Here is a 23,317-nt window from a genome sequence, read left to right as displayed (position 1 = left end):
AGAAAAATGTCCCTACACGTCTTTTGTTCTCATAAGCCTTAATCATGATTCAGTAAGCAGAAATAAACTCACAGCCCGTTGCAGGAGTATGAACACTGTAACTTCAAATCAGGAGAAAGTGTTTATGTCTAAGCGAATCTTAATGGTAATGACATCCCACGATATTATGGGGGATTCTGGCAAGAAAACGGGAATCTGGCTGGAAGAGTTTGCTTCTCCGTATTATGCGTTTGTGGATGCAGGCTACACCATCACACTGGCATCCCCGATGGGGGGTGAGGTACCTATCGATCCGATGAGTCTGGAAAAAGACGCGCTGACCGATGATACAGAGCGATTTTCAGAGGATAAAAATGCTGCCTCAGCGTTAGCTTCTACCATTCCACTGAAAGACGTGAAAGCCGATGAGTTTGACGGTGTATTTTATCCCGGTGGTCACGGGCCGCTATGGGACCTGTCCGATAACGCCGATTCTAAAGCGCTGATTGAGGCAGCATTGCAAACCGGTAAGCCTGTTGCAGCGGTGTGTCATGCGCCAATCGTGTTAAAAGATGTGAAAGACACCAATGGTGACTATTACATCAAGGGGCGCCCGGTAACCGGCTTTTCGAACACCGAAGAAGAGGCAGTAGGCCTGACTGACGTTGTACCTTATCTGGTTGAAGACGAGCTGGTTAAGAACGGGGGCGAGTTTTCAAAAAAAGGTGACTTTGAACCGTATGTCGTTGAATCGGGACATCTGATTACCGGCCAGAATCCACCTTCCTCACGGCCAGCTGCTGAAGCGATGATTAAAAAGCTGGGGTAATATCTAATTAAAAGGCCACCCCGGGTGGCCTTTTATACATTATCGAATAAGTCTTCTACACGCTGACGTAACGTTTCTATTTTGCTGACATCAGCAGGAGCAATAAAGATGGTATCATCGCCGGCAATAGTGCCTAAAACGCCATCTTTGGCGCTTAATGAGTCAAGTAGTCGGGCGATAAGTTGTGCAGCGCCCGGGCTGGTTCTTATGATCACCATGACGTTGTTGTGTACAATGTCCAGAACCAGTTGTTTAAGTGGGCTTTTGGCTGTCGGCATGCCCAGCTCTGGTGGAAGGCAGTAGACCATGTCTCCCCGTGCATTACGGGTTCGCACTGCGCCGAATTTGCTAAGCATTCTTGAAATTTTTGACTGGCTGATATTATCAAAACCCTGTGCTTTCAGGGCCTCGACGATTTCACCCTGTGAGCCATAGCTTTCAGCTTTGAGAATTTCTTTAAACGCTTTGATGAGTTGTTCTTGTTTTTGATTTGCCATAGCGCCTGCTGTCATTTGGTAGAAGAGTAACAAAGAGTTATTATTGTGCCGTAGAGCTGGACTTTAGGCAATTTAATTGCATAATCATGCAACCAATTGCATACGACATAGACAATTTGCTGCCAGGTGGAGTAATACCATCAGGTAATTGTCTTTCTAACGGCGTTGCTATAGGCTGCGCTGTCGTTGATTAACATACATTTCCATAGGAGAAATCAAATGAAAGTAGCCGTGTTAGGTGCTGCCGGTGGTATTGGTCAGGCGCTGTCGCTGTTGTTGAAAACGCAACTTCCGGCCGGTTCTGAACTTGCGCTGTACGATGTTGCTCCGGTTGTTCCTGGTGTAGCTGTAGACTTAAGCCACATTCCGACTGATGTAAAAGTTACCGGTCACGGTAAAGAAGAGTTGGGCGATGCGCTGACAGGCTGTGACGTTGTGTTGATTCCTGCTGGTGTACCTCGTAAGCCAGGTATGGACCGCTCTGATTTGTTCAACATGAATGCGGGCATCGTGAAGACGCTGGTTGAAGGTGTTGCTGAGCATTGTCCAGATGCGTGTGTCGGTGTTATCACAAACCCTGTTAACACGACGGTTGCCATTGCTGCTGAAACGCTGAAAGAAAAGGGCGTTTACGATAAAAACAAGCTGTTTGGTGTTACCACGCTTGATGTAATTCGCGCAGAAACGTTTGTTGCCGAACTTAAAGATCTGGATCCGGCGAATGTTCACGTGCCGGTCATTGGCGGTCACTCAGGCACCACAATTCTGCCACTGCTGTCTCAGGTTGAAGGCGTCAGCTTTACTGATGATGAAGTTGCCAGCCTGACTAAGCGTATTCAGAATGCAGGTACCGAGGTTGTTGAAGCTAAAGCCGGTGGCGGTTCTGCAACATTGTCGATGGGTCAGGCGGCTGCACGCTTCTGTCTGTCGTTGGTTGCAGCAATGCAAGGTGAAAACGTTGTCGAGTACACGTATGTACAAACTGATGACAGCGACGATGCCGCATTCTTTGCCCACCCTGTTCGTTTAGGTGCGAATGGCGTACAGGAAATTCTGCCATACGGTGAGCTGAGCGACTTCGAGCAAAAAGCGAAAGACGATATGCTTGAAGGTCTGCGTGGCGACATCAAAACGGGTGTTGATTTCGTGAACGGCTAAGTCGTTTTAACGAATAAAAAACCGGGCCATCACCCCGGTTTTTTTATGCCTGAACCTCTTACTTATTGTGCTTGAGCACAATACGGTAATGGGCTTTGCCGTCTCTTAATCGTGCGATGGCATCGTTGATATCATCAAACGCAAAGGTCTCTGTCACCGGCTCGATATTGTGCAGCGCTGCAAAATCCAGCATCTTTTTAATCGTGGCTGGGCTACCAACCGGTGAGCCTGACACCGACCGTTGACCCATTATCAGGCCGAACACCCCAATATCTAACGGCTCAAGTGTTGCGCCGACAAAGTGCAGGCGACCTTTGGGCGCAAGCGTGGCGATGTATTTGTCCCATTCCAGCTTTACATTCACAGTTGAGATAATCAGATCAAACCGACCCTGTGCATCTTTCAGCGCCTGATCGCTTTTGCTATCCAGGACATGATGGGCACCTAACTCTTTTGCTTCTTTTTGCTTTTCCTCACTGGAGGTGAATGCCGTTACCTCACAGCCCCAGGCATTGAGAAACTGCAGGGCAATATGGCCTAAACCACCAATACCGATCACGCCAACTTTGGCCGTCGGTGGGATGTCAAACTGGGTCAGAGGATTAAAGACGGTAATACCACCACAAAATAGTGGGCCGGCAACATCCGGATTGATGTTTTCAGGAAGCGGAATTACGGCGGTAGATTGCGCCCGGACACGGTCGGCAAAACCACCATGGCGGCCGGCGATGGTCATTTGCGCTGAACCACACAGGTTGTGGTCACCCTCCAGGCAGGTATTGCACTTATCGCAATAGCTGGAGTGCCAGCCCAGTCCCACACGCTGACCTTCTTTCAATGTGGAAACCTGACTACCCAGCTTCGATATACGGCCAACAACTTCGTGACCAGGGACAAACGGATATTCGGTCATGCCCCATTCGTTATCGAGCATACTCAAATCGCTGTGGCACAGGCCACATGACTCAACCTCAATTTCAACTTCGTCCTGGCCAAGTTCACCGGGATCATACTCAAATGACTCAAGCTTACCGCCAGGTTCTTTTGCAGCGTAGGCGTTAATCATAGGTTCTCTCCATTTGTAAGGGTATGAGTGTTTACACCCACAGTTGGCCTATCAGTTCACCATTGCATGTAATATATAAGTTTCTGCTCATAAAAAAGCCGGCAATGAAGCCGGCTTTCAACAATCGCACAGGAAAAGATGTTAACCCGTATTGCGCATACCAATAGCGATACCTGCGATGGTAACCATCATCGCCTGTTCCAGTTCAGTATTGTGCGCATCATCACCTGCCTTACGAATACGATCCAGTAACTCGATTTGCAGATAATGCAACGGCTGCAGATAAGCCGCACGGATGTTCATCGACTCTTTACCTTCCGGGTCCTGATACATAATGTCAGGCTGACCGGTCAGGCTCAGTAATGAATCAATACTCTGGGTCAGTTCATCGCGAAGCGCTTTACCGAAATGTGCCAGCTCTTTAGGTACAAGGCGTTCATCATACGCTTCGCTAATCCGTGGATCAGCTTTATGAAATACCATGTCCAGCATGGAAAGGCGTGAACGATAAAATGGCCATTCGCTGAACATCTCAGCCACGACACTTTCATCAGACTCGGCTTTCACCTCGTCGATAGCGCGCATGACGCCAAGCCACGACGGTAATACAAGGCGCGTTTGCGCCCATGCAAAGATCCACGGTATAGCACGCAGACTTTCGATGCCTCCCTGAGGCTTACGCTTAGAGGGACGGCTACCTAACGGCAATTTGCCCAGCTCCTGTTCCGGTGTCGCCACACGGAAGTAGGGGACAAAGTTCTCATCCTGTCTGACGGTACCACGATAATTATCGCGTCCTTTCGCCGCCATCTTTGTGATTAGCTCACGCCATTCTGGCTTAGGCTCCGGTGGCGGAAACAGCATCGCTTCGATAATGGCACTGGCGTAAATTCCAAGACTGCGTTTGGCAAGGCGGGGCATACCAAACTTATAGCGAATGGTCTCACCCTGTTCAGTTACGCGGAAGCCACCTTCCAAAGAACCCGGAGGTTGCGAGTGGATAGCGGCATGCGCCGGTAACCCACCACGGCCGATTGTGCCGCCACGCCCATGGAATAATGTCAGTTGCACATCAAACTCTTCGGACAGCTTAACCAGTGCTTCCTGCGACTCGTACTGCGCCCAGCCCGCAGCCAGTGCTCCTGCATCCTTCGCAGAATCCGAGTAGCCAATCATGATGTACTGACGACCCTTAACGTAGCCACGGTACCAGTCGATAGACAGCAATTTACGCATGACATCCGGCGAATTGTTCAAATCGTCCAGCGTTTCGAACAATGGTGCTACCGGCATTGGCCAGTCAACGCCAGACTCCTGCAGTAACAGCTGCACAGCCATAACATCTGACGGCTCACTGGCCATTGAAATGATATAGATGCCAAAGCCATTTTTGCTGTGCTTGGCAATGACCTTACATGTGTCGAGTACTTCCTTGACGTCATCAGATGCATTCCACTGGGCCGGGAATAAGGGGCGCTTAGAAGATAATTCACGCAGCAAAAACGCCTGCTTATCATCTTCACTCCACTGTGCATAATCGCCCAGACCCAGATAGCGGGTAATTTCACTAAGGACATCGGCATGGCGCTCGGAGTCCTGACGTACATCCAGGCGCAACAGGTGCACACCGAAGCAACGAATGCGACGGATCGTATCAAGCAATAAACCGTCCGCAGTCACCTTCATGCCGCATTTGCATAAGGAGTCATAACTCAGCAGAAGCGGGTCGAGCAGTTCGCTGTTATCTGTAATCCAGTTGCTCTGATCAACATTTTTGCCGGCCAGAAAATCACTGATCCCGTCGCGGGTCGCAGTAAGGCGGCTTACCAAAGGACGTAATAGCGCACGATAGGGTTCGTTGGCGTCGCCAACCACTTCGCGCATCTCATCGCTGCAGTCGAACATTGACAGTTCAACCTGCAGGCGATCGAAGTCCTGAGCGAATAGTTTCGCGGCGCGTTTGCGTGCAAGATAAAGTACCTGCTCGGTCAGTTTAGCCGTAACAAAAGGGTTACCATCGCGGTCGCCACCCATCCAGGAGCCGAATTTGACAGGCGCTGAATCCAGAGGCAACTGGACGTCATAATCTTTTTGCAGACGCTCATCTAACTCGCGCAGAAACTCAGGTACGGCTTCCCACAACGAATTTTCGATGACAGAAAAGCCCCAGCGCGCCTCGTCCACCGGCGTGGGGCGCTCTGAACGAATTTCTTCCGTATGCCAGGCCTGACTGATGAGATCGGCAATACGTGTTTCTACGCGCTGGCGGTCATGGTCATTCAGGTTTTCCTGATGAATACTTTGCAGACAGCTGGCCAGCTCTTTATGTTTATGAATGAGTGTACGGCGAGTGACTTCGGTGGGGTGGGCCGTCAACACTAAATCAATATTCAGTTTACTCACTGCCTTGTGGACATTCTCAGCGGTTAATTGCGCTTTGTCCAGGTGCTCGAAGAGTGCGTCAATGGAGGCATCCACATTCATAGCACTGTTGAATTCCTGTTCAGCAATATTGCCCAGGTTCAAGAATTGTGCGAACGCTCTGCCTACGGTGAGCAGATCTTTATCAGCAAGCTCTTTGAAAGTTTCTTTCAGATTCTCGCTGCACGATGTTTCGCCCTGATAGGATGAGCGGCCGTCTTTACGTATCTGCTCGATACGGTCAAGCCATTCCTGTCCAAGCTCATTTTTAATGGTATCCCCCAGGACTGTTCCCAGGTATCTCACTGTATCTTTAAGTTCTGAATCATAGTGTGATTGCATGGCATCCTCCTGCTTGCATGCCTGTCACCTTACTTCTTAGCGACACTCTTGTCTAACGTCTAAGGGTTATAAAGGGGAATCACGTAAAGCGATCATAATTTGAAAACCCTGCCCGGAGGCAAGTAGATATACGGTATGGTACACTTGCGCAGTTAGCAATTTTTGCATATGGGAAAATTTTCCCGGCGAACAAAAATTAGTCATAAAATGTAATTTAATTTCAGGAGAGATTGTGTCCGATAAATATACAACGATAGAAACTCAGGCCAGTTACGGTGTTGGTTTTCAGATGGGTGAGCAGCTTAAGTCGAATCCTTTCGACGGACTGAACATTGATGCTGTGGCTGAAGGTTTGCGTGATGCATTCTCTGGTGAAACAGCGCAAGTTGATAACAACACGTTACGCAACGCGTTCGGAGAAATTCATCAGCGCATGCAGGCTGCTAAAGCAGAACAGAGCAAAGCGCTGATTGAAGAAGGCGAGAAATTCCTGGCAGAGAATGCCCAGCGTGAAGAAATCACAGTGACAGAAACCGGCCTGCAGTACGAAGTTATCGAGAAAGGCGAAGGCAGCTCGCCAAACGCTGATAGCACAGTGCGTGTTCACTACCACGGTACATTGCTGGACGGCAAAATGTTCGATAGCTCTTACGAGCGCGGCCAGCCGGCAGAGTTTCCGGTTAATGGTGTAATCAAAGGCTGGACTGAAGCACTTCAGATGATGCAGGAAGGTTCAAAATGGCGTCTTTATGTGCCGCACGAACTGGCATACGGCGAACAAGGTGCCGGTGGTGCGATCGCCCCATACAGCACGCTGGTTTTTGATGTTGAGCTGCTTGACGTATTGTCTTAACGCTCGATGGTGGTACATGGAAATGCTAAGCGCATTTTTGTGTGCCACTTTCATTCCTCTGTTATATTCCCTCCCCATACATTTATAATTTTCACTATTGAATCAGTCAGGTGCTCCGAGTTGTTAAACAGCAGCACGTGTTTACAATACCCTCACATTGAGTAAAGGACGTAAATTATGATCATCAAGCCAAAAGTCAGAGGCTTTATTTGTACTAATGCCCATCCGGTAGGTTGCGACGCTTCCGTGGCAGAACAAATTGATTATGTGAAACAGCAGGGCGACTACGGTCAGGGCCCGAAAAATGTGTTGGTCATTGGTTGCTCAACGGGGTACGGACTGGCATCCAGAATTACTGCCGCATTTGGTTACGGTGCCAAAACACTGGGTGTTTGCTTTGAAAAAGCGCCGACTGAGCGTAAAACGGCAACCGCCGGTTGGTATAATACTGCTGCATTCCATAAATACGCCGAAGAGGAAGGGCTATACGCTCAAACCCTGAATGGCGATGCGTTCTCCCATGAAATGAAAAATGATGTCATTTCGCGCATCAAAAGTGAGATGGGCAAAATCGACTTGGTTATTTACAGTCTGGCGTCCCCCCGCCGTACTGACCCGAAAAGTGGTGTAACTTATAAATCAACGCTGAAACCAGTGGGTGAGGCATACACCACAAAAACGTATGATACTGACAAAGATAAAGTGCATGACGTAACCCTGGAAGCCGCTACGGATGAGGAAATTTTCAACACGATTAAGGTCATGGGCGGCGAAGACTGGGAAATGTGGATTGACGCATTGTCTGAGGCTGGTGTACTTGCTGAAGGCTGTAAGACAACAGCTTATACTTATATCGGTAAAGAGCTGACCTGGCCCATCTATGGACAGGCGACTATCGGCAAAGCCAAAGAGGATCTTGACCGCGCGGCGTCTTCTATTAATGGCAAGCATTCTGATTTGCTGGTGGATGCACACGTATCCTCCCTTAAAGCACTGGTGACGCAAGCCAGTTCTGCAATCCCGGTCATGCCATTATATATCTCACTGATGTATCAGGTGATGAAGGAAGAAGGCACCCATGAAGGTTGTATTGAACAGATAAACGGGTTGTTCACGCAGTGTCTGTACGGCAATCAGCCGACTCTGGATGAAGCAAACCGATACCGCATGGACACCAAGGAAACGAACGAGCAAACCCAGGCGAAGATTAAAGCGCTGTGGGACGATGTTACGCAGGAAAACTTTCACGATATCAGTGATTACGAGGGCTATCATCACGAGTTCTTGCGTCTGTTCGGGTTTGATATGAAACAGGTTGATTATGAGCAGGATGTTGATCCTCAGCTAAGCTGGTAATCATTAAAAAGCCGACATGTTTGTCGGCTTTTTTGATGCTAAGCAATTGTTGTATAATCGTTCAGCATAAGGTTTACAGCGAATTTGAACAAAATTTGTGGTTTATCCATTATTTGCATAGCGAAACACGGGTGGATAATGTTAAAATCCCGAAATTAGGTGGGGGTTATTCTACCCTTACTTCACGGCCAGAGTGTGGGAATGTGGTGCGGATTTCGCTAAACCCGCTGTCTGACGCCGGCTCTACAATAAAAATATCTTTTAAATAGACGGTTATCAGCATTGCTAACAGTGCTGAGATAGCTTGCTAAAGTGCAAGCTGAACGTGAGCGCGTTCAATTAACGGTAAGTACAGAGTTTTTTTGCATGCTGACAGGCGCAGCATTGTGCGGTCATGCAAAAGAGTTCTTCTATTAGAGTAGTGCGATTACATATGATAAAAATCAAGAAAGGTCTCGACCTCCCGATAAAGGGGGCGCCTGAGCAGAAAATTTCCGATGGAAATTCTGCGACGCGCGTTGCCATTCTGGGCGAAGAATATGTAGGCATGCGTCCTACCATGCACATCCAGGTGGGTGATAAAGTGAAGAAAGGTCAGCTTCTTTTTGAAGACAAAAAGAATACTGGCGTGAAATTCACTGCACCTGCTGCCGGTGAAGTGGTGGAAGTAAACCGCGGTGCCAAACGTGTTCTTCAGTCTGTTGTGATCAAGGTTGAGGGTAACGAAGCCGTTACTTTTACCAAAATTGCAGCTGACAAACTGGCCGATACATCACGTGAAGATCTGCAGCAGGTGCTGGTAGATTCAGGGATGTGGACAGCGTTCAGAACCCGTCCGTTCAGTAAGGCGCCTGCCTTAGATTCAACGCCTCATTCAATCTTTGTTACTGCGATGGATACCAGTCCATTGGCTGCTGACCCTGCAGTAATTATCAAAGAGCGTGAAGAGGATTTCATCAATGGTCTTAACGCACTGACAGCCCTGTCGGGTGGTAAAGTGTTTGTGTGTAAAGCGCCTGGCGCAAGTGTTGCCACTGGCAATGCCAAAGTAGACGTTGAAGAGTTTGGCGGACCGCATCCGGCGGGTCTTGCTGGTACCCATATCCATCATTTAGATGCTGTGGGTAATGCTAAAACGGTATGGCACATCAATTACCAGGACGTCATGGCCATTGGTGCATTACTAACGACCGGTGAGCTGGATAACCGCCGTGTAATCGCATTGGGTGGACCAGCAGCAAAACAGCCACGTCTTGTTCGCACGTTAATTGGTGCTGACATTGATGAGCTAACCGCTAATGAAATTGACGGCGGCGAGGTTCGTGTTATTTCCGGCTCAGTGCTTAATGGTACTACTGCTCAGGGCGTTCATGCGTTTCTTGGCCGCTTCCACACACAAGTGTGCGCGCTTAAAGAAGGGCGTGAGAAAAAGCTGTTTGGCTGGATTACGCCAGGCTCAGACAAGCACTCCGTTACCCGGGCTTATCTTGGCCACCTCAGCGGTAGCAAAAAATTTGATATGACAACAACAACCAATGGTTCCGAGCGGTCTATGGTTCCAATTGGTAACTATGAACGCGTTATGCCTCTGGATATCATTCCTACGCTATTGCTAAGGGACCTGATTTCAGGTGATACAGACAGTGCTCAGACGTTAGGTTGCCTTGAGTTGGATGAAGAAGATTTGGCGCTGTGTACGTACGTATGCCCCGGCAAATACAATTACGGTCCGATTCTGCGCAATGTATTGACCACTATTGAGAAAGAGGGTTAAGTCATGGGTTTGAAAGCGTATTTAGAAAAAATCGAACCGAACTTTGAGCCGGGTGGAAAACATGAAAAATGGTATGCGCTTTATGAAGCTGCAGCGACCATTTTTTATACGCCAGGTAAAGTAAATAAAGCCAGCACCCATGTTCGCGACAGTATCGACCTGAAGCGTATTATGATTATGGTGTGGATGGCGACATTCCCGGCCATGTTTTACGGCATGTACAACATCGGTTTTCAGGCTTCTGAAGCCATTGCTGCTGGTGCCGGTACACTGCCAGATTCCTGGCAGGCTGCTCTGTTCACTGCGTTAGGTGGTGAGTTCGGCGCAGACGCAGGGTGGGGCACAATGATGTTCTACGGTGCCTGCTTCTGGCTACCTATTTATGCCACGACGTTTATCGTCGGTGGTTTCTGGGAAGTCTTGTTTGCCTCCGTGCGTAAGCACGAAGTAAACGAAGGCTTCTTCGTAACGTCTGTACTTTTCGCACTGACGCTGCCTGCAACCATCCCGCTTTGGCAGGTTGCATTAGGCATTACCTTTGGTGTGGTTATCGCTAAAGAAGTCTTTGGCGGAACCGGACGTAACTTCCTGAACCCGGCGCTGTCAGGCCGCGCGTTCTTGTACTTTGCCTATCCTGCACAGATTTCGGGTGATCAGGTTTGGGTTGCAGCTGATGGTTATTCTGGCGCGACCTGGTTAAGTAAAGCAGCATCTGGTGAGATGGATTACACCAACATGGAGCTATGGTGGGATTCATTCTTCGGCGCGATTCCTGGATCAGCGGGTGAGGTGTCGACACTGGCTATTCTGATTGGTGGTCTGTTCATTCTGTACATGCGAATTGCTAGCTGGAGAATTGTCTCAGGTGTGGCGATTGGTGTTGCCTTCTTTGCAACGTTACTTAACATGATCGGCAGTGACACTAACGCAATGTTCGCAATGCCTGCGCATTATCACTTTGTTATCGGCGGACTTGCGTTTGCGATGTTCTTCATGGCTACCGACCCTGTTTCTGCCGCATTTACTAATACCGGTAAGTGGGCGTTCGGTATCTTCATTGGATTTATGACAGTTTTGATTCGTGTGCTGAACCCAGCCTTCCCGGAAGGTGTAATGTTGGCAATTCTGTTTGCTAACCTGTGGGCGCCACTGTTCGACTACTTTGTCGCACAAAGCAATATCAAGCGGAGGGTTGCTCGTGTCAGCTAAGAAAGACTCTTTTGGAAAGACGGTTGGCGTTGTTGTCGCCGTCTGTCTGGTATGTTCAGTTGTTGTATCCGGCGCGGCAGTAGGCCTGCGTCAGATTCAGCAAGCAAATAAAGAACTGGATAAGCAAACCAACATTCTTACTGCGGCAGGTCTGTATGAAGCAGGCATGAGCAGCGATGTTATACGTTCAACCTATGAAGAAAAGGTAGAGCGCCGTTATGTTGATTTGGATTCAGGCGAGTTCACCAATAAGCCAGGCGGTGATGGTGCAGAGTACGATATGTACAAAGCGGCCAAACAAACTGAAATGAGCAAGAAAGTCGAAAACAGCAATGTTGGCTTTCAGCGCCGTGCAAACGTCGCCAGCGTTTGGCTGGTTAAAGACGAAAGCGATACCGTTACCCGCATCATTATGCCTGTTCATGGCAGTGGACTGTGGGACCTGATGTATGGCTTTTTAGCGGTTGATGCAGATGGCGAAACAATCAGAGAACTGATTTATTACCAGCAAGCTGAAACACCAGGACTGGGTGGCGAAGTGCAAAACCCGAACTGGCAGGAAAAGTGGGACGGTAAAAAACTGTATAAAGATGGCGACGTAGCCATTGATGTTACTAAAGGTGCTAACCCAAGCGACCCATACGAAATTGACGCGTTATCTGGTGCGACTCTGACCAGTAACGGTGTTGAAAATACAATTCGTTATTGGGCTGGTAAGCAGGGCTTTGGTGAGTTTCTGAAAAACCAAGCCTGGCGGTCATAAGGGGTATTATCGTGGCAGACGCAAAAGAAATGAAAAAGGTCCTCTTTGGACCGATTCTGGACAACAACCCGATTGCCTTACAGGTATTGGGGATTTGTTCAGCACTGGCTATAACGACCAAGCTGGAAACAGCTTTGGTTATGTCACTGGCGCTTACCAGCGTTGTGGCTTTCTCTAACTTGTTTATTTCGATGATTCGTAACCAGATTCCATCAAGTGTTCGAATCATTATCCAGATGACGATTATTGCATCGCTGGTTATCGTTGTTGACCAGATTCTGCGTGCGTATACCTATGAGGTTTCGAAGCAGCTATCGGTCTTCGTAGGACTGATTATCACGAACTGTATCGTGATGGGACGTGCAGAAGCCTATGCGATGAAGAGCCCGCCTTTATTGAGCTTCCTTGACGGTATTGGTAATGGTCTTGGCTACTCCTTCATCCTGATCTGTATCGGTGTAATCAAAGAACTGTTTGGTTTTGGTACGATTTTAGGTTTTGAAATTCTGCCAGTCGTACAAAACGGTGGCTGGTATCAGGGTAACGGTCTGTTGATTCTGCCGTTTAGTTCATTCTTCCTGATTGGCGGTATGGTGTGGTTAATTCGTACTATCCGTCCAGAGCAAGTAGAGCCTAAGGAGTAAGACGTGGAACATTATATTTCTCTATTTGTTCGCTCAATTTTTATTGAAAACATGGCGCTTTCCCTGTTTCTGGGGATGTGTACCTTCCTGGCTGTTTCTAAAAAAATTAAAACGGCGATGGGCCTGGGTGCAGCGGTTATCGTAGTGTTAGGTATATCTGTACCTGTTAACCAGGTCATTTACGTTAATGTACTTGCGCCTGGCGCGTTGGCATGGGCAGGTTTTCCGGATGCTGATTTGAGCTTCCTTAACTTCCTGACATTTATCGGTGTTATCGCCGCGCTGGTACAGATTCTGGAAATGAGTCTGGATAAGTTTTTCCCTGCGCTGTATAACGCGCTTGGTATCTTTCTGCCGCTGATAACAGTTAACTGTGCAATCTTCGGTGGTGTTGCATTTGCCGTTCAGCGTGAATACAACTTCGGTGAAAGTATTGTATATGGCGTTGGCTCCGGAATAGGCTGGGCACTTGCTATCGTATTGTTGGCGGCGGTTCGTGAGAAGCTTAAATACGCTGACATGCCTGATGGTGTGCGCGGCTTGGGTTCTGTATTTATGATCGCGGGTTTGATGGCACTGGGTTTCCAGTCGTTCACCGGCATCGCGCTGTAATTAGCTAAGGAGCATAGAAATGAGTGTTGAAGTATTCCTTGGCGTCGGCATGTTTATTGTCATCGTACTGGCGCTGGTATTCATCATCATGTTTGCCAAATCTAAATTGGTACCCACGGGTGATGTTCAAATTCTGATCAACGATGATCCTGACAAAGCAATAACAACGCAGCCAGGTGGTAAACTGCTGGGTGCGCTTGCTGAAGCGGGTATTTTCGTATCATCTGCCTGTGGCGGTGGTGGCTCATGTGGCCAGTGTCGTGTAGATATTAAGTCAGGTGGTGGTGAGATTCTGCCTACTGAACTTGATCACATCACTAAGCGTGAAGCGCGTGAAGGTTGTCGTTTGTCGTGCCAGGTTGCTGTTAAGCAGGACATGGAGATAGAGCTACCTGAAGAAGTGTTTGGTATTAAGAAGTGGGACTGTGAGGTTATCTCGAATGAAAACCAGGCTACCTTCATCAAAGAACTTAAACTGAAAATTCCTAACGGCGAGAGCGTTCCGTTCCGCGCCGGTGGTTATATTCAGATTGAGGCGCCACCGCATCACGTTAAATATAAAGACTATGATATTCCAGATGAATATCATGGCGACTGGGAACGTTTTGGCTTCTTTGATATCGAATCCAAAGTTGATGAAGAAGTCATTCGTGCCTACTCAATGGCTAACTACCCAGAGGAAGAAGGGATTATTATGCTTAACGTGCGTATCGCTACGCCGCCGCCTAATAACCTGAGCTTGCCAGCCGGTAAGATGTCTTCGTACATCTGGAGCCTGAAAGAGGGTGATAAAGCCACAATCTCTGGTCCGTTCGGTGAATTCTTCGCCAAGGAAACAGATAACGAAATGATTTTTGTGGGTGGTGGTGCTGGTATGGCACCCATGCGTTCACACATTTTTGACCAGCTTCGCCGCATTAAAACAGATCGTAAGATCTCTTTTTGGTACGGTGCACGTTCACTTCGTGAAATGTTCTACACAGAAGATTTCGACGAACTGGCGGAAGAAAATGACAACTTTGAATGGCATGTGGCCTTGTCTGATCCGCAACCGGAAGATAACTGGGAAGGGTATACCGGCTTTATCCACCAAGTGTTACTTGAGAACTACCTGAAGGACCATCCGGCGCCTGAAGATTGTGAGTTCTACATGTGTGGACCACCTATGATGAACGCTGCAGTAATCAATATGCTTAAAGACCTGGGTGTTGAGGATGACAATATCATGCTTGATGACTTCGGTGGCTAAATCAAATTAACAGAATAATAAAGGGGCGGCGACGCCCCTTTTTTTATGTAAGGAAGTGGTAGTGTTAAAATCAGTGTATTTGGCGATGTTGGTATCTGTCAGCATCATGCTCAGCGCCTGTAGTGACGACAAGATGCCTGTTGTCCATTTGCAGGGTGAAACCATGGGGACGACTTACAATGTTAAGTACGTGGTACCAAAAGGAGGCGAGCCACAACAGGACCTTAAGAAAAAAATCGATGAAAGACTGAATGAAATAAACGCATTGATGTCTACCTACGACACGGGCTCAGAGCTTTCGCGATTTAATCAGAATCGTTATACCAAGCCTTATCCGGTCTCGGCGGAAACATTAACCGTGGTCAACGAAGCATTGCGTTTAGGCGAAATGAGTCATGGAGTACTGGATATTACGGTGGGGCCACTGGTCAATTTGTGGGGCTTCGGACCCAATAAGCGCCCTGAAACCGTTCCAACTGAACAACAAATAAACGATGTACGAGAGTATGTCGGTCTTGATAAAATAAGCACAACAGACAACGCACTCGTTAAATCTCATCCTATGGTTTATGTCGACTTATCAACCATTGCAAAGGGCTACGGGGTTGACCAGGTGGCTGAGCTGCTGGAGCAGCAGAAAATCACTAATTTTCTGGTCGAGATTGGTGGTGAGATGCGGTTAAGAGGACATCGCGGCAATGGTGATGAATGGCTGGTTGCTATAGAAAAGCCTGTTACGTCAGAGCGCGCAGTGCAAAAAATTCTGTCAGTAGGTGAGAACGCCATTGCCACCTCGGGGGATTATCGTAACTACTATGAGCAGAACGGAAAACGGTATTCTCATCTTATCGATCCGCGAACAGGCAAACCGATAACGCATAATCTCGTGGCGGTGACAGTGGTATCACCTTCCTCGATGACAGCAGATGGCCTTGCTACTGCCCTTATCGTAATGGGGTGGGATGAAGCCAAAACGCTTTCTGAGAAAGAGGACTTGGCCGTGCTGTTGATAAGAAAAACAGACGATGGATTCGAAGAGTTTGTATCACCTGCCTTTGAGCAGGTGGTCGATATACGAAATTAATATCAGGTAAAAGGTGTATTCATGAGTACCTTCATTTTAGCTTTTGTTTTTTTCCTGGCGATGGTGCTTGCCATGGCGGTAGGCTATCTGGTTCAGAAAAAAACGATTTCAGGTAGTTGCGGTGGGCTTGGCGCACTGGGTATCGAAAAAGCGTGCGATTGCCCTGAACCCTGTGACCGCAAAAAAGCGCGACAGGAAAAGCAGGAAGCCAGAGAGAGAAAGCTCAAGGAATGGAAAGATAATCAAATTCTTTAAAACAAAACGGCGGGGTGACCCGCTGTTTTCATTTCTGCAAGCTATTTTCAGCGCATCTGTCCTGTGTCACAATCATTATCCATCTTAGATTTAAAGTTTGATTTTCGGCATGCTAGCGTTAGCGGCTTTACGAAATGCGCGCAGCTGTGTATGACGTGAACACTTTTTTATTCACGTTACGTATATGCTAATTCCATCAGGTTTCATTTTTAATAGAGTGGACACATGTCTGATATTCCGCAAATGAGTAACGAGGCTGAACGCATTGAGGCGTTACGAAAGCTAAATATTCTGGATACCCCTCCAGAAGCCCGTTTTGACGTGATAACACATCAGGCACAGCAAGAGTTTGCGTGCAAAACCTGTTTAATTAGCCTGGTAGCAGAAGATCGTCAATGGTTTAAGTCGCGTCAGGGGCTTACTGTCAATGAAACGCCTCGTAATGTGTCATTTTGTACTTATGCTATTGCAGAAGAAGAATATCTAATTGTCCCTGATACTCATGCAGACTTTCGGTTTAAAAATAATAAGCTGGTCAGGGGAGAGCCTTTTATCCGCTCGTATGCAGGAATGATTCTGCACTCGCCGGATGGCTATGAAATCGGGACATTTTGCCTTATACATGATGAGGTAAAACACTATTCGGAAGCGCAGATAAAGCGTCTTAAGCAGTATGCCCGGATTGTCGAGCTTGAAATGATCGCTAATCCTGAGTTTGGCGGACGCTGATTCAGCCTAGTCGCTTCGCAAAAGCAATTGCGCATGCCTGTCTTCAAATCAATATTTAATCTGACGAAGGATGCAAACCCGCATCAGCCATTGTACAATACCTGTCTATTCATACAGGTTGGTATGCCCAATTGCGTAAAATCATTCATGTCGACATGGACTGTTTCTATGCCGCCGTTGAGATGCGGGATAATCCGGCGCTTCGCAATGTGCCTATCGCAATAGGCGGCAGTTCTGATCGTCGTGGAGTGATTTCCACCTGTAACTATCCTGCACGCAAGTATGGTGTGCGCTCTGCTATGGCTACCGCTTACGCCATGCGTTTGTGCCCCGATTTGGTTTTGGTAAAGGGAAGAATGGACGTGTATGTGCAGGAATCCCAACGAATACGCGCTATCTTCTCTGATTATACCGATTTGATAGAGCCCCTTTCTTTAGACGAAGCGTATCTTGACGTTTCCGGGTCTGCCCACTGCAATGGCAGCGCTACGCTGATTGCCGAAACGATTCGTAAACGAATACATAATGAGTTAGGCCTGACCGCGTCAGCAGGGGTAGCTTCATGCAAGTTTGTGGCAAAGGTGGCCAGCGACGAGAATAAGCCTGATGGTATCTGTGTGATCACACCGGATAAGCTTGATGACTTTGTTAAGACGATGCCATTAGGGAAAATTCCGGGCGTAGGCAAGGTCACCCTGCAAAAGTTACATCGAATGGGACTGAGCACCTGTGAGGATGTACGAAAGTATCCGTTTGAACGCATCCAAAAAGAGCTGGGTAAATTCGGCTCTGTGTTGTGGGATCGTGCGCACGGCGTGGATGAACGTCCCGTGAATGTGACCCGGAAGCGCAAGTCTATCGGAGTGGAGCGTACGTTGCATGAAGATATTCATACGCTGGAGGAATGCAGAGAAATGTTGCCCAGGCTTTTGGAAAAGCTTCACGAACGGGTGAAAAACCATGAAGCGAAGCATACCAGGGGCAATCCTATTCGTATCCGCACACAGGGCGTGAAACTAAAGTTCAGCGACTTTCAGCTTACTACTGTAGAAAACCGGCATCATAAGCTGGATGAGACATTTTTTGACGACTTGCTTCAGCAGGCTTATCAACGCGCCGGTAACAGAGGCATCAGACTGGTTGGCCTGCATATCGGACTTGCAGAGGCAACCCCCGTCGAGCAATTGATATTACCACTGGATGAATAAATGGAACCAACGATAAAACCTGGAATTTACCTGCACTATAAAGGGCAATACTATCGCGTTTATGAGGTCGCCCGCCATTCTGAAGACGAAAGCCTGTATGTTGTCTATCGTCCTGAATATGGAGAGAAGTCACTCTGGGTAAGACCGCTGAGCATGTTCTGTGAGACCGTTGAAGTAAATGGTGAGCGCATGCCGCGCTTTTCTTACGTAAAGCCGCTAGAGGAAAGCTGATACCCATTTGGAATGCTGCATAAGCGACACGGAACGAAGGCGTACGGCTAAAAAGACAGGATGATAAAGAAGCGCGCTATAGTGTCGGCTTTTCTCTAATCAATACGCTGATGAGCTGAACTGTCAAACGCCGCACTGTGTTTGCGCCAGGCACGCAAATCTGTGTTGACGATTGGTATAACAAACTGATCTGTTCAAAGTTTCTGCACATAAAGGTTACTAGATTTCACTGAACAGAGTAGCCAGAACCATGAATAAATTAGCAACAGCGATATGTGCCGCCACACTTTCTGTCAGTGGACTGGCTATCGCTCAGGACCGGTTCGCCGATGTAACTATCCAAACCAAAGCGTTGAAAGGCTCCGTACACATGCTCACAGGGCAGGGGGGCAATATTGGTGTTTCTGCCGGCGATGATGGTGTGTTAATCATTGATGATCAGTTCGAACCCCTAGCAGAAAAAATCACCGCGGCGTTGGGTAAGCTCGGCTCTGATAAACCGCAGTTCATTGTTAATACTCACTTTCATGGGGATCACACTGGCGCCAACGCGTGGTTTCATTCCAACAAACAAAGTACCATCCTGGCACACGAAAATGTCCGGGTGCGACTGGCGAAGGATGATAAGTCAGAACAGGCTGCATTGCCTGTGATCACCTACCAGGATGGCATAAAGATTCACTTCAACAATGAGACCCTTCACATCTGGCACCTGGAAAACGGGCATACTGATGGTGATTCTGTCATTTGGTTTGAAGAACCAGATGTACTTCATACAGGTGATTTATTTTTTAATGAACGGTTTCCTTTCATTGACTTGAAATCCGGTGGCTCGGTAGACGGCTATATTTCGTCAGTAAAGTCCCTGCTGGAGAAAATTGATGAAGACACAGTCATTATCCCCGGACATGGTCCGCTTGCGAATAAGGCGGATTATGAAGCGTTTTTGACGATGATTGAACGTACGCTGGAAATCGTTAACAAACACAAAGAAGATGGCCTGACGGTTGATGAGATTATTGAGGTCGGTCTGGGGGATGAGTTTTCATCATGGAGCTGGGGCTTCATTAATGAAGAAAAATGGATACGTACGCTGTACAACGGCTAGTCAATTTGCAATGTTTCTAACATTTGATGTGATTGAATGCTGAATATTCTCAAAAAAGTCAGTATCGCGGTGGTGCTGGTTATCTGCGTTTTGCTCGTAGCCGCGTTTGCTATCAATCAGACGCTGGTTACCGTATCGCAGCAAGCTTACAACGTTGATTATTATGACGACGGTAAGTTTATAAATCAGCCTCGGCGGGCTGAAGATTCACCTTTTAAATTTTTCAGTATTCTCTATCGTCGCTTTACCCAGAAGCGTGAGGCAGCCCGTCCTGAAGCCGCAATTCCTGTGCAGACTCTCACGCGTGAGCAGTTAGCGCGACTGCCTGATAACGGTGTGTATGTCGTTAAGCTCGGTCACTCGGGGCTTTTGCTGAAAGTGGGTAAGGAATACTGGCTGGTGGACCCGATATTTGCACAACGCGCGTCGCCATTTTCTTTTATGGGCCCCAAGCGTTTTCATCCTCCACCTATATCATTGCAAGCGTTACCGCCGATTTCGCGAATTTTGCTATCCCATAATCACTACGATCATCTCGATGAAGCGGCCATACGCCAGCTTGATAATGACAATCTGCAATATGTCGTGCCCCTTGGTGTGCGCGCAGAGCTGGTTTCCTGGGGGATCAGCGCTGACAGAGTAACGGAGCTGGGCTGGTGGGATGCAAATACCGTGGACGACGGGGAAGTGATACTGACACCAACGCAACATTTTTCAGGTCGGGGATTAACTGATCGCAATAAATCGTTGTGGGGGGCCTGGGTGATTAATACTAATGACAGGCGCCTGTTCATCAGTGGAGATTCGGGGTACTTTGACGGTTTTAAGGAAATTGGTCACCGCTACGGACCGTTCGATATGGCATTTATAGAAAACGGCGCCTACGCACCATACTGGCCGGATGTACATATGACACCCGCACAGACGGTGCAGGCTGCGCTGGATATTAAGACTACGTATCTGGTGCCAGTGCACAACAGTACATTCGACCTGGCCTTTCACCTCTGGTTTGAACCTCTGGAGCAGATTACAAGGGAGGCGAGCAAAGCCCAGGTAAGGCTGCTCACCCCACGTTTCGGTCAAATCATCAATGTGGCGCAACCGGCCAGCTTTGATAAATGGTGGCGCGAGGTTATGCAGCCCCGCTATCGGTGATTCTTACTTCTCAAAGACCTTCTCTCCGGCCACCCAGGTTTGCTCTACAGACGTTTTCCATAGCGCTTCAGGCTTAACAGAAAAGATATCCTGATCAACGATGATGAAATCTGCCCACTTGCCTGGCGTCAGCGTACCCAGACTATCTTCCATATGCGCAGCATAAGCGGCATCCAGCGTGAAGCCTTTAAATGCCTGTTTAAGACTTAATGCCTCATGTGCATACCAGCCTTTTACCGGGTTGTTATCGCGATCCTGTCGGGTAACAGCGGCATGGATCCCATAAAACGGGTTGGCCAGTTCGACCGGAAAATCAGAACCCAAAGGCACGGCAATTCCTGATTTAAGCAATGATTGCCAGGCATAAGCGCCCTCCATGCGGTCTTCCCCGATACGGTCTTCAGCCATATTTTTATCACTGGTGGCATGGGTAGGCTGCATTGACGGCAGTACCTGCAGTGAAGAAAAGCGCGCTAAATCTGACGGGGCAACGACCTGAGCATGCTCGATACGATTTCGCAAAGATTGTCCGCCATGCTTTTTGAACGTGGCCTCGAACTGGTCAAGCGCCAGTCGGTTCGCGCGGTCGCCGATGGCGTGAAAGTTTAGCTGAAAGCCAGCATTGATGACCTGATTGAACAGATCAGGAAAGTCTTCAGGCTGGGTTACCATTAACCCTTTTTGATGGGGCGCATCGCTATAAGGTTCAAGCAGCGCAGCACCACGGCTGCCCAGCGCGCCGTCACCGTAGGCTTTGACGCTGTTAATAAATAAAAAGTCATCAGCATCACGGATTGGGCCATTTTCCAGCATCGTTTCCAGCTGGTCGTCGGTGGCGCTTATCATGGCATAAATACGCACTGGCAGTGTTTGTTCAACCGCGCGTCGTAAATAAAAGTCATAAACGGAATGGGGAATGCCGGCATCATGCATCGCTGTCACACCGTTAGATAGTAAGTGCTCACCTGCAGCATCAAGCTGCGCATTCAGCTGCTCATTGCCAGTTTCCGGAATATGTTTATCGAGCAAACCCATCGCGTTATCTATCAGTACGCCTGTAGGATTGCCTTGCTCATCCTTAACAATCTGCCCACCCTTCGGGGACTGGGTATCCTTGTCGATGCCGGCCAGTTCTAAGCCCCGGCTGTTGGCCCAACCTGCATGACCATCGACACGGGTAAGCCATACCGGCCGATCATCAATTTTCGTATCGAGATCACTGGCTCGCGGATAGGCGCGATCTGACCACAACTCCTGATTCCAGCCGCGTCCTGTGATCCATTCGCCGGCTGGATTTGCCAATGCATATTCAGCAACTTTTGATACTGCTTGCTGAACACTGCTGGTATCCCGCAAATCAACTTCCAGCAGGTTACTGCCCAGGCCCAGTAAGTGACCATGCGCATCAATCATACCGGGCAACAGGGTTTTCCCGCCGCCATCGACAGTGCGGTCATACTGCTGTGTTGTATCAGGGTTCAGACCTGCAATCTTACCGTCGTCCACCGCCATAGCCTGAAATTTTACTATTTCACCGCTTTCATCAAGGGTGTATCCCTTTACATTCTTTATCAACAATGTATCTGCCAATACCGGGGATGTACCTATAACTAAGGCTACAGCTAAAGACAGTTTTTTATAGAGTTTGCTCATGGTGTGGTTCTTCCTCAGGACATATCATGGGCGGCTGTAACAGGTAATCCTGTTGCCAAATTTTCTGCATACTGGTGGCGCTGATATTACCGCCAGATAACATAACCAACGCGGTTTTAGGTGTCTTGTTCTCGACGGCCCATGCCGCAACCGCTGCCATCGTCATGGCGCTGGTAGGCTCAATGTGAAGTTTTAACAAATGTTGTAGCCATTGCGTCCAGTAGGCAATCTGAATTTCATCAACTTCATAAAAATCATCAAGTTCCTGCAAAAAAGCAAAGGTATGCTCACCGACACTGGGCGTGGCGGCACCATCTGCCAGTGTTTGGGCAGGGCCGGAAAGTGTTTCTATGATTCCACTTTGCAAAGACTTTGCGGCATCATTAGCATTAGCAGGCTCAGCACCAATGACCTTGGCGTTGGGCAACATTCCTCGTGTGGCCAGAAAACTACCGCTTAGCAGTCCACCACCGCCGCAGGGCGCAAAAACAGCATCTACGGTACCAGCCTGTTCAATCGCTTCAAGCGCAGCAGTGCCCTGTCCGGCAATCACATCTTTGTCATTAAAGGGAGGTATCCAGAGTGTTCCGGGTACTTGCGACGCTTCTGCGACCGCCTCGTCGGCCTCGGGTCGGATATCATACAGCTTCAGTTCTGCGCCATAGCTTTTTGTCGCCGCCGCCTTGATGGGGGAAATACTTTTGGCTGCAAAGATAGTCACCGGGATATTATAAAGTGATGCTGCATAGGCAACGGCTTGTGCGTGATTGCCTGAACTGTTGGCAACCACACGTTGCGGCAGCGTACCGCACTGAGCATGGTGAGCCAGCACATTCACTGCGCCCCGCAACTTAAAAGCGCCTATTTTCTGCAGACATTCGGCTTTAAAAATAATTCGGTGTCCCAACCATTTATTAAGAAGCGCTGATTCGAACAAGGGCGTTTTATGCACTTTTCCCTGAATGCGCCTGGCGGCATTCAGTACATCGTCAAAAGTGGGTTGATTCATAGAGTAAAAATATAAATGGATAATAACCCTACCATAACACTGTACGGGTCGCGCAGCGAATGACTTACCGCTTTACCAGGTAAACTTAACGTGCCGCAACGCTGATCCCGCCACACGTTACGTTTTAATTCTG

General features: G+C 48.3%; 22 protein-coding genes. 17 read left to right on the top strand and 5 right to left on the bottom strand.

The window, feature by feature from the left end; translation table 11 throughout:
- The first annotated feature begins 124 nt into the window (after window positions 1–124).
- On the top strand, window positions 125–808 hold the full coding sequence (locus HHX48_RS14670; RefSeq protein ID WP_191026178.1) for a type 1 glutamine amidotransferase domain-containing protein: 684 nt from the start codon (window positions 125–127) through the stop codon (window positions 806–808).
- 32 nt (window positions 809–840) lie between these two features.
- Here HHX48_RS14670 and argR read toward each other — a convergent pair whose 3' ends face one another.
- Entirely contained in the window at window positions 841–1,305 is a 465-nt protein-coding gene (gene argR, locus HHX48_RS14665; RefSeq protein ID WP_191026177.1) for a transcriptional regulator ArgR, read from the bottom strand.
- A 219-nt stretch (window positions 1,306–1,524) separates the two neighbouring features.
- Between argR and mdh the strand changes: the two genes are divergently transcribed.
- Window positions 1,525–2,463 (top strand): malate dehydrogenase, encoded by a 939-nt coding sequence (mdh, locus tag HHX48_RS14660; protein ID WP_191026176.1) that lies wholly within the window; start codon window positions 1,525–1,527, stop codon window positions 2,461–2,463.
- 58 nt (window positions 2,464–2,521) lie between these two features.
- On the opposite strand, the gene ahr is transcribed toward mdh, so the two are convergent.
- A complete protein-coding gene (gene ahr, locus HHX48_RS14655) occupies window positions 2,522–3,529 on the bottom strand; it encodes an NADPH-dependent aldehyde reductase Ahr (RefSeq protein WP_191026175.1) in 1,008 nt (335 codons plus the stop codon).
- Between the two features lie 141 nt (window positions 3,530–3,670).
- Complete coding sequence (ppc, locus tag HHX48_RS14650) at window positions 3,671–6,292, bottom strand: phosphoenolpyruvate carboxylase (protein ID WP_191026174.1); 2,622 nt, start codon at window positions 6,290–6,292, stop codon at window positions 3,671–3,673.
- A 232-nt stretch (window positions 6,293–6,524) separates the two neighbouring features.
- Between ppc and HHX48_RS14645 the strand changes: the two genes are divergently transcribed.
- The 15 genes from HHX48_RS14645 (at window position 6,525) to HHX48_RS14575 (ending at window position 20,522) form a co-directional block, all read left to right on the top strand.
- Window positions 6,525–7,145 carry an FKBP-type peptidyl-prolyl cis-trans isomerase gene (locus HHX48_RS14645; RefSeq protein ID WP_317983511.1) on the top strand — a complete coding sequence of 207 codons (621 nt, stop codon included), beginning with the start codon at window positions 6,525–6,527 and terminating at the stop codon, window positions 7,143–7,145.
- Window positions 7,146–7,322: 177 nt separating this feature from the next.
- Complete coding sequence (gene fabV, locus HHX48_RS14640) at window positions 7,323–8,501, top strand: enoyl-ACP reductase FabV (protein WP_191026173.1); 1,179 nt, start codon at window positions 7,323–7,325, stop codon at window positions 8,499–8,501.
- Window positions 8,502–8,934: 433 nt separating this feature from the next.
- Window positions 8,935–10,275 carry a Na(+)-translocating NADH-quinone reductase subunit A gene (locus tag HHX48_RS14635; RefSeq protein ID WP_191026172.1) on the top strand — a complete coding sequence of 447 codons (1,341 nt, stop codon included), beginning with the start codon at window positions 8,935–8,937 and terminating at the stop codon, window positions 10,273–10,275.
- Window positions 10,276–10,278: 3 nt separating this feature from the next.
- Window positions 10,279–11,484 carry an NADH:ubiquinone reductase (Na(+)-transporting) subunit B gene (locus HHX48_RS14630; RefSeq protein WP_191026171.1) on the top strand — a complete coding sequence of 402 codons (1,206 nt, stop codon included), beginning with the start codon at window positions 10,279–10,281 and terminating at the stop codon, window positions 11,482–11,484.
- Window positions 11,474–12,247: a Na(+)-translocating NADH-quinone reductase subunit C gene (locus tag HHX48_RS14625; RefSeq protein WP_191026170.1), complete on the top strand. Its 774-nt coding sequence runs from the start codon at window positions 11,474–11,476 to the stop codon at window positions 12,245–12,247. Before HHX48_RS14630 ends, HHX48_RS14625 begins: the two co-directional genes overlap by 11 nt.
- An 11-nt stretch (window positions 12,248–12,258) precedes the next feature.
- Window positions 12,259–12,891, top strand: a complete 633-nt coding sequence (locus HHX48_RS14620) for an NADH:ubiquinone reductase (Na(+)-transporting) subunit D (protein ID WP_191026169.1) — start codon at window positions 12,259–12,261, stop codon at window positions 12,889–12,891.
- A 3-nt stretch (window positions 12,892–12,894) separates the two neighbouring features.
- Window positions 12,895–13,503 carry an NADH:ubiquinone reductase (Na(+)-transporting) subunit E gene (nqrE, locus tag HHX48_RS14615; RefSeq protein WP_191026168.1) on the top strand — a complete coding sequence of 203 codons (609 nt, stop codon included), beginning with the start codon at window positions 12,895–12,897 and terminating at the stop codon, window positions 13,501–13,503.
- Between the two features lie 19 nt (window positions 13,504–13,522).
- Window positions 13,523–14,752, top strand: coding sequence for an NADH:ubiquinone reductase (Na(+)-transporting) subunit F (gene nqrF / locus HHX48_RS14610; RefSeq protein WP_191026167.1), 1,230 nt, complete (start codon window positions 13,523–13,525; stop codon window positions 14,750–14,752).
- 85 nt (window positions 14,753–14,837) lie between these two features.
- A complete protein-coding gene (locus HHX48_RS14605; protein WP_191026217.1) occupies window positions 14,838–15,836 on the top strand; it encodes an FAD:protein FMN transferase in 999 nt (332 codons plus the stop codon).
- 21 nt (window positions 15,837–15,857) lie between these two features.
- A complete protein-coding gene (gene nqrM, locus HHX48_RS14600; RefSeq protein ID WP_139755218.1) occupies window positions 15,858–16,091 on the top strand; it encodes a (Na+)-NQR maturation NqrM in 234 nt (77 codons plus the stop codon).
- A 225-nt stretch (window positions 16,092–16,316) separates the two neighbouring features.
- Window positions 16,317–16,820, top strand: coding sequence for a GAF domain-containing protein (locus tag HHX48_RS14595; protein WP_223858421.1), 504 nt, complete (start codon window positions 16,317–16,319; stop codon window positions 16,818–16,820).
- 131 nt (window positions 16,821–16,951) lie between these two features.
- Entirely contained in the window at window positions 16,952–18,028 is a 1,077-nt protein-coding gene (dinB, locus tag HHX48_RS14590) for a DNA polymerase IV (RefSeq protein WP_191026166.1), read from the top strand.
- Window positions 18,029–18,259 (top strand): DUF1653 domain-containing protein, encoded by a 231-nt coding sequence (locus HHX48_RS14585; protein WP_191026165.1) that lies wholly within the window; start codon window positions 18,029–18,031, stop codon window positions 18,257–18,259. It abuts the gene before it with no gap.
- 250 nt (window positions 18,260–18,509) lie between these two features.
- Window positions 18,510–19,367, top strand: a complete 858-nt coding sequence (locus tag HHX48_RS14580) for an MBL fold metallo-hydrolase (protein WP_191026164.1) — start codon at window positions 18,510–18,512, stop codon at window positions 19,365–19,367.
- A gap of 36 nt (window positions 19,368–19,403) precedes the next feature.
- Window positions 19,404–20,522, top strand: coding sequence for an MBL fold metallo-hydrolase (locus tag HHX48_RS14575; protein ID WP_191026163.1), 1,119 nt, complete (start codon window positions 19,404–19,406; stop codon window positions 20,520–20,522).
- Between the two features lie 3 nt (window positions 20,523–20,525).
- Here HHX48_RS14575 and HHX48_RS14570 read toward each other — a convergent pair whose 3' ends face one another.
- Together HHX48_RS14570 and HHX48_RS14565 are read right to left on the bottom strand one after the other, a co-directional pair.
- Entirely contained in the window at window positions 20,526–22,175 is a 1,650-nt protein-coding gene (locus tag HHX48_RS14570) for an amidohydrolase (protein WP_191026162.1), read from the bottom strand.
- The gene (locus HHX48_RS14565) at window positions 22,159–23,184 is read right to left on the bottom strand and encodes a serine/threonine dehydratase (protein ID WP_191026161.1); all 1,026 of its coding nucleotides are present in this window, start codon (window positions 23,182–23,184) and stop codon (window positions 22,159–22,161) included. The genes HHX48_RS14570 and HHX48_RS14565 overlap by 17 nt, the downstream gene beginning before the upstream one ends.
- Window positions 23,185–23,317: the final 133 nt, after the last annotated feature.

The organism is Salinimonas profundi, assembly GCF_014750655.1.
Lineage (GTDB): Bacteria > Pseudomonadota > Gammaproteobacteria > Enterobacterales > Alteromonadaceae > Alteromonas > Alteromonas profundi_A.
Note: the sequence above shows the minus strand (reverse complement) of the source record. Positions and strands in the feature narration are given on the sequence as shown.

Bases quoted from the DNA above. Each gene is read 5' to 3' on its own strand.
- HHX48_RS14595 (WP_223858421.1), top strand. From the start codon at position 16,317: ATGTCTGATATTCCGCAAATGAGTAACGAGGCTGAACGCATTGAGGCG.
- mdh (WP_191026176.1), top strand. From the start codon at position 1,525: ATGAAAGTAGCCGTGTTAGGTGCTGCCGGTGGTATTGGTCAGGCGCTG.
- ppc (WP_191026174.1), bottom strand. From the start codon at position 6,292: ATGCAATCACACTATGATTCAGAACTTAAAGATACAGTGAGATACCTG.
- HHX48_RS14635 (WP_191026172.1), top strand. From the start codon at position 8,935: ATGATAAAAATCAAGAAAGGTCTCGACCTCCCGATAAAGGGGGCGCCT.
- ahr (WP_191026175.1), bottom strand. From the start codon at position 3,529: ATGATTAACGCCTACGCTGCAAAAGAACCTGGCGGTAAGCTTGAGTCA.
- nqrM (WP_139755218.1), top strand. From the start codon at position 15,858: ATGAGTACCTTCATTTTAGCTTTTGTTTTTTTCCTGGCGATGGTGCTT.
- HHX48_RS14630 (WP_191026171.1), top strand. From the start codon at position 10,279: ATGGGTTTGAAAGCGTATTTAGAAAAAATCGAACCGAACTTTGAGCCG.
- HHX48_RS14670 (WP_191026178.1), top strand. From the start codon at position 125: ATGTCTAAGCGAATCTTAATGGTAATGACATCCCACGATATTATGGGG.
- HHX48_RS14585 (WP_191026165.1), top strand. From the start codon at position 18,029: ATGGAACCAACGATAAAACCTGGAATTTACCTGCACTATAAAGGGCAA.
- nqrF (WP_191026167.1), top strand. From the start codon at position 13,523: ATGAGTGTTGAAGTATTCCTTGGCGTCGGCATGTTTATTGTCATCGTA.
- HHX48_RS14565 (WP_191026161.1), bottom strand. From the start codon at position 23,184: ATGAATCAACCCACTTTTGACGATGTACTGAATGCCGCCAGGCGCATT.
- HHX48_RS14570 (WP_191026162.1), bottom strand. From the start codon at position 22,175: ATGAGCAAACTCTATAAAAAACTGTCTTTAGCTGTAGCCTTAGTTATA.
- HHX48_RS14580 (WP_191026164.1), top strand. From the start codon at position 18,510: ATGAATAAATTAGCAACAGCGATATGTGCCGCCACACTTTCTGTCAGT.
- HHX48_RS14605 (WP_191026217.1), top strand. From the start codon at position 14,838: ATGTTGGTATCTGTCAGCATCATGCTCAGCGCCTGTAGTGACGACAAG.
- argR (WP_191026177.1), bottom strand. From the start codon at position 1,305: ATGGCAAATCAAAAACAAGAACAACTCATCAAAGCGTTTAAAGAAATT.
- fabV (WP_191026173.1), top strand. From the start codon at position 7,323: ATGATCATCAAGCCAAAAGTCAGAGGCTTTATTTGTACTAATGCCCAT.
- HHX48_RS14575 (WP_191026163.1), top strand. From the start codon at position 19,404: ATGCTGAATATTCTCAAAAAAGTCAGTATCGCGGTGGTGCTGGTTATC.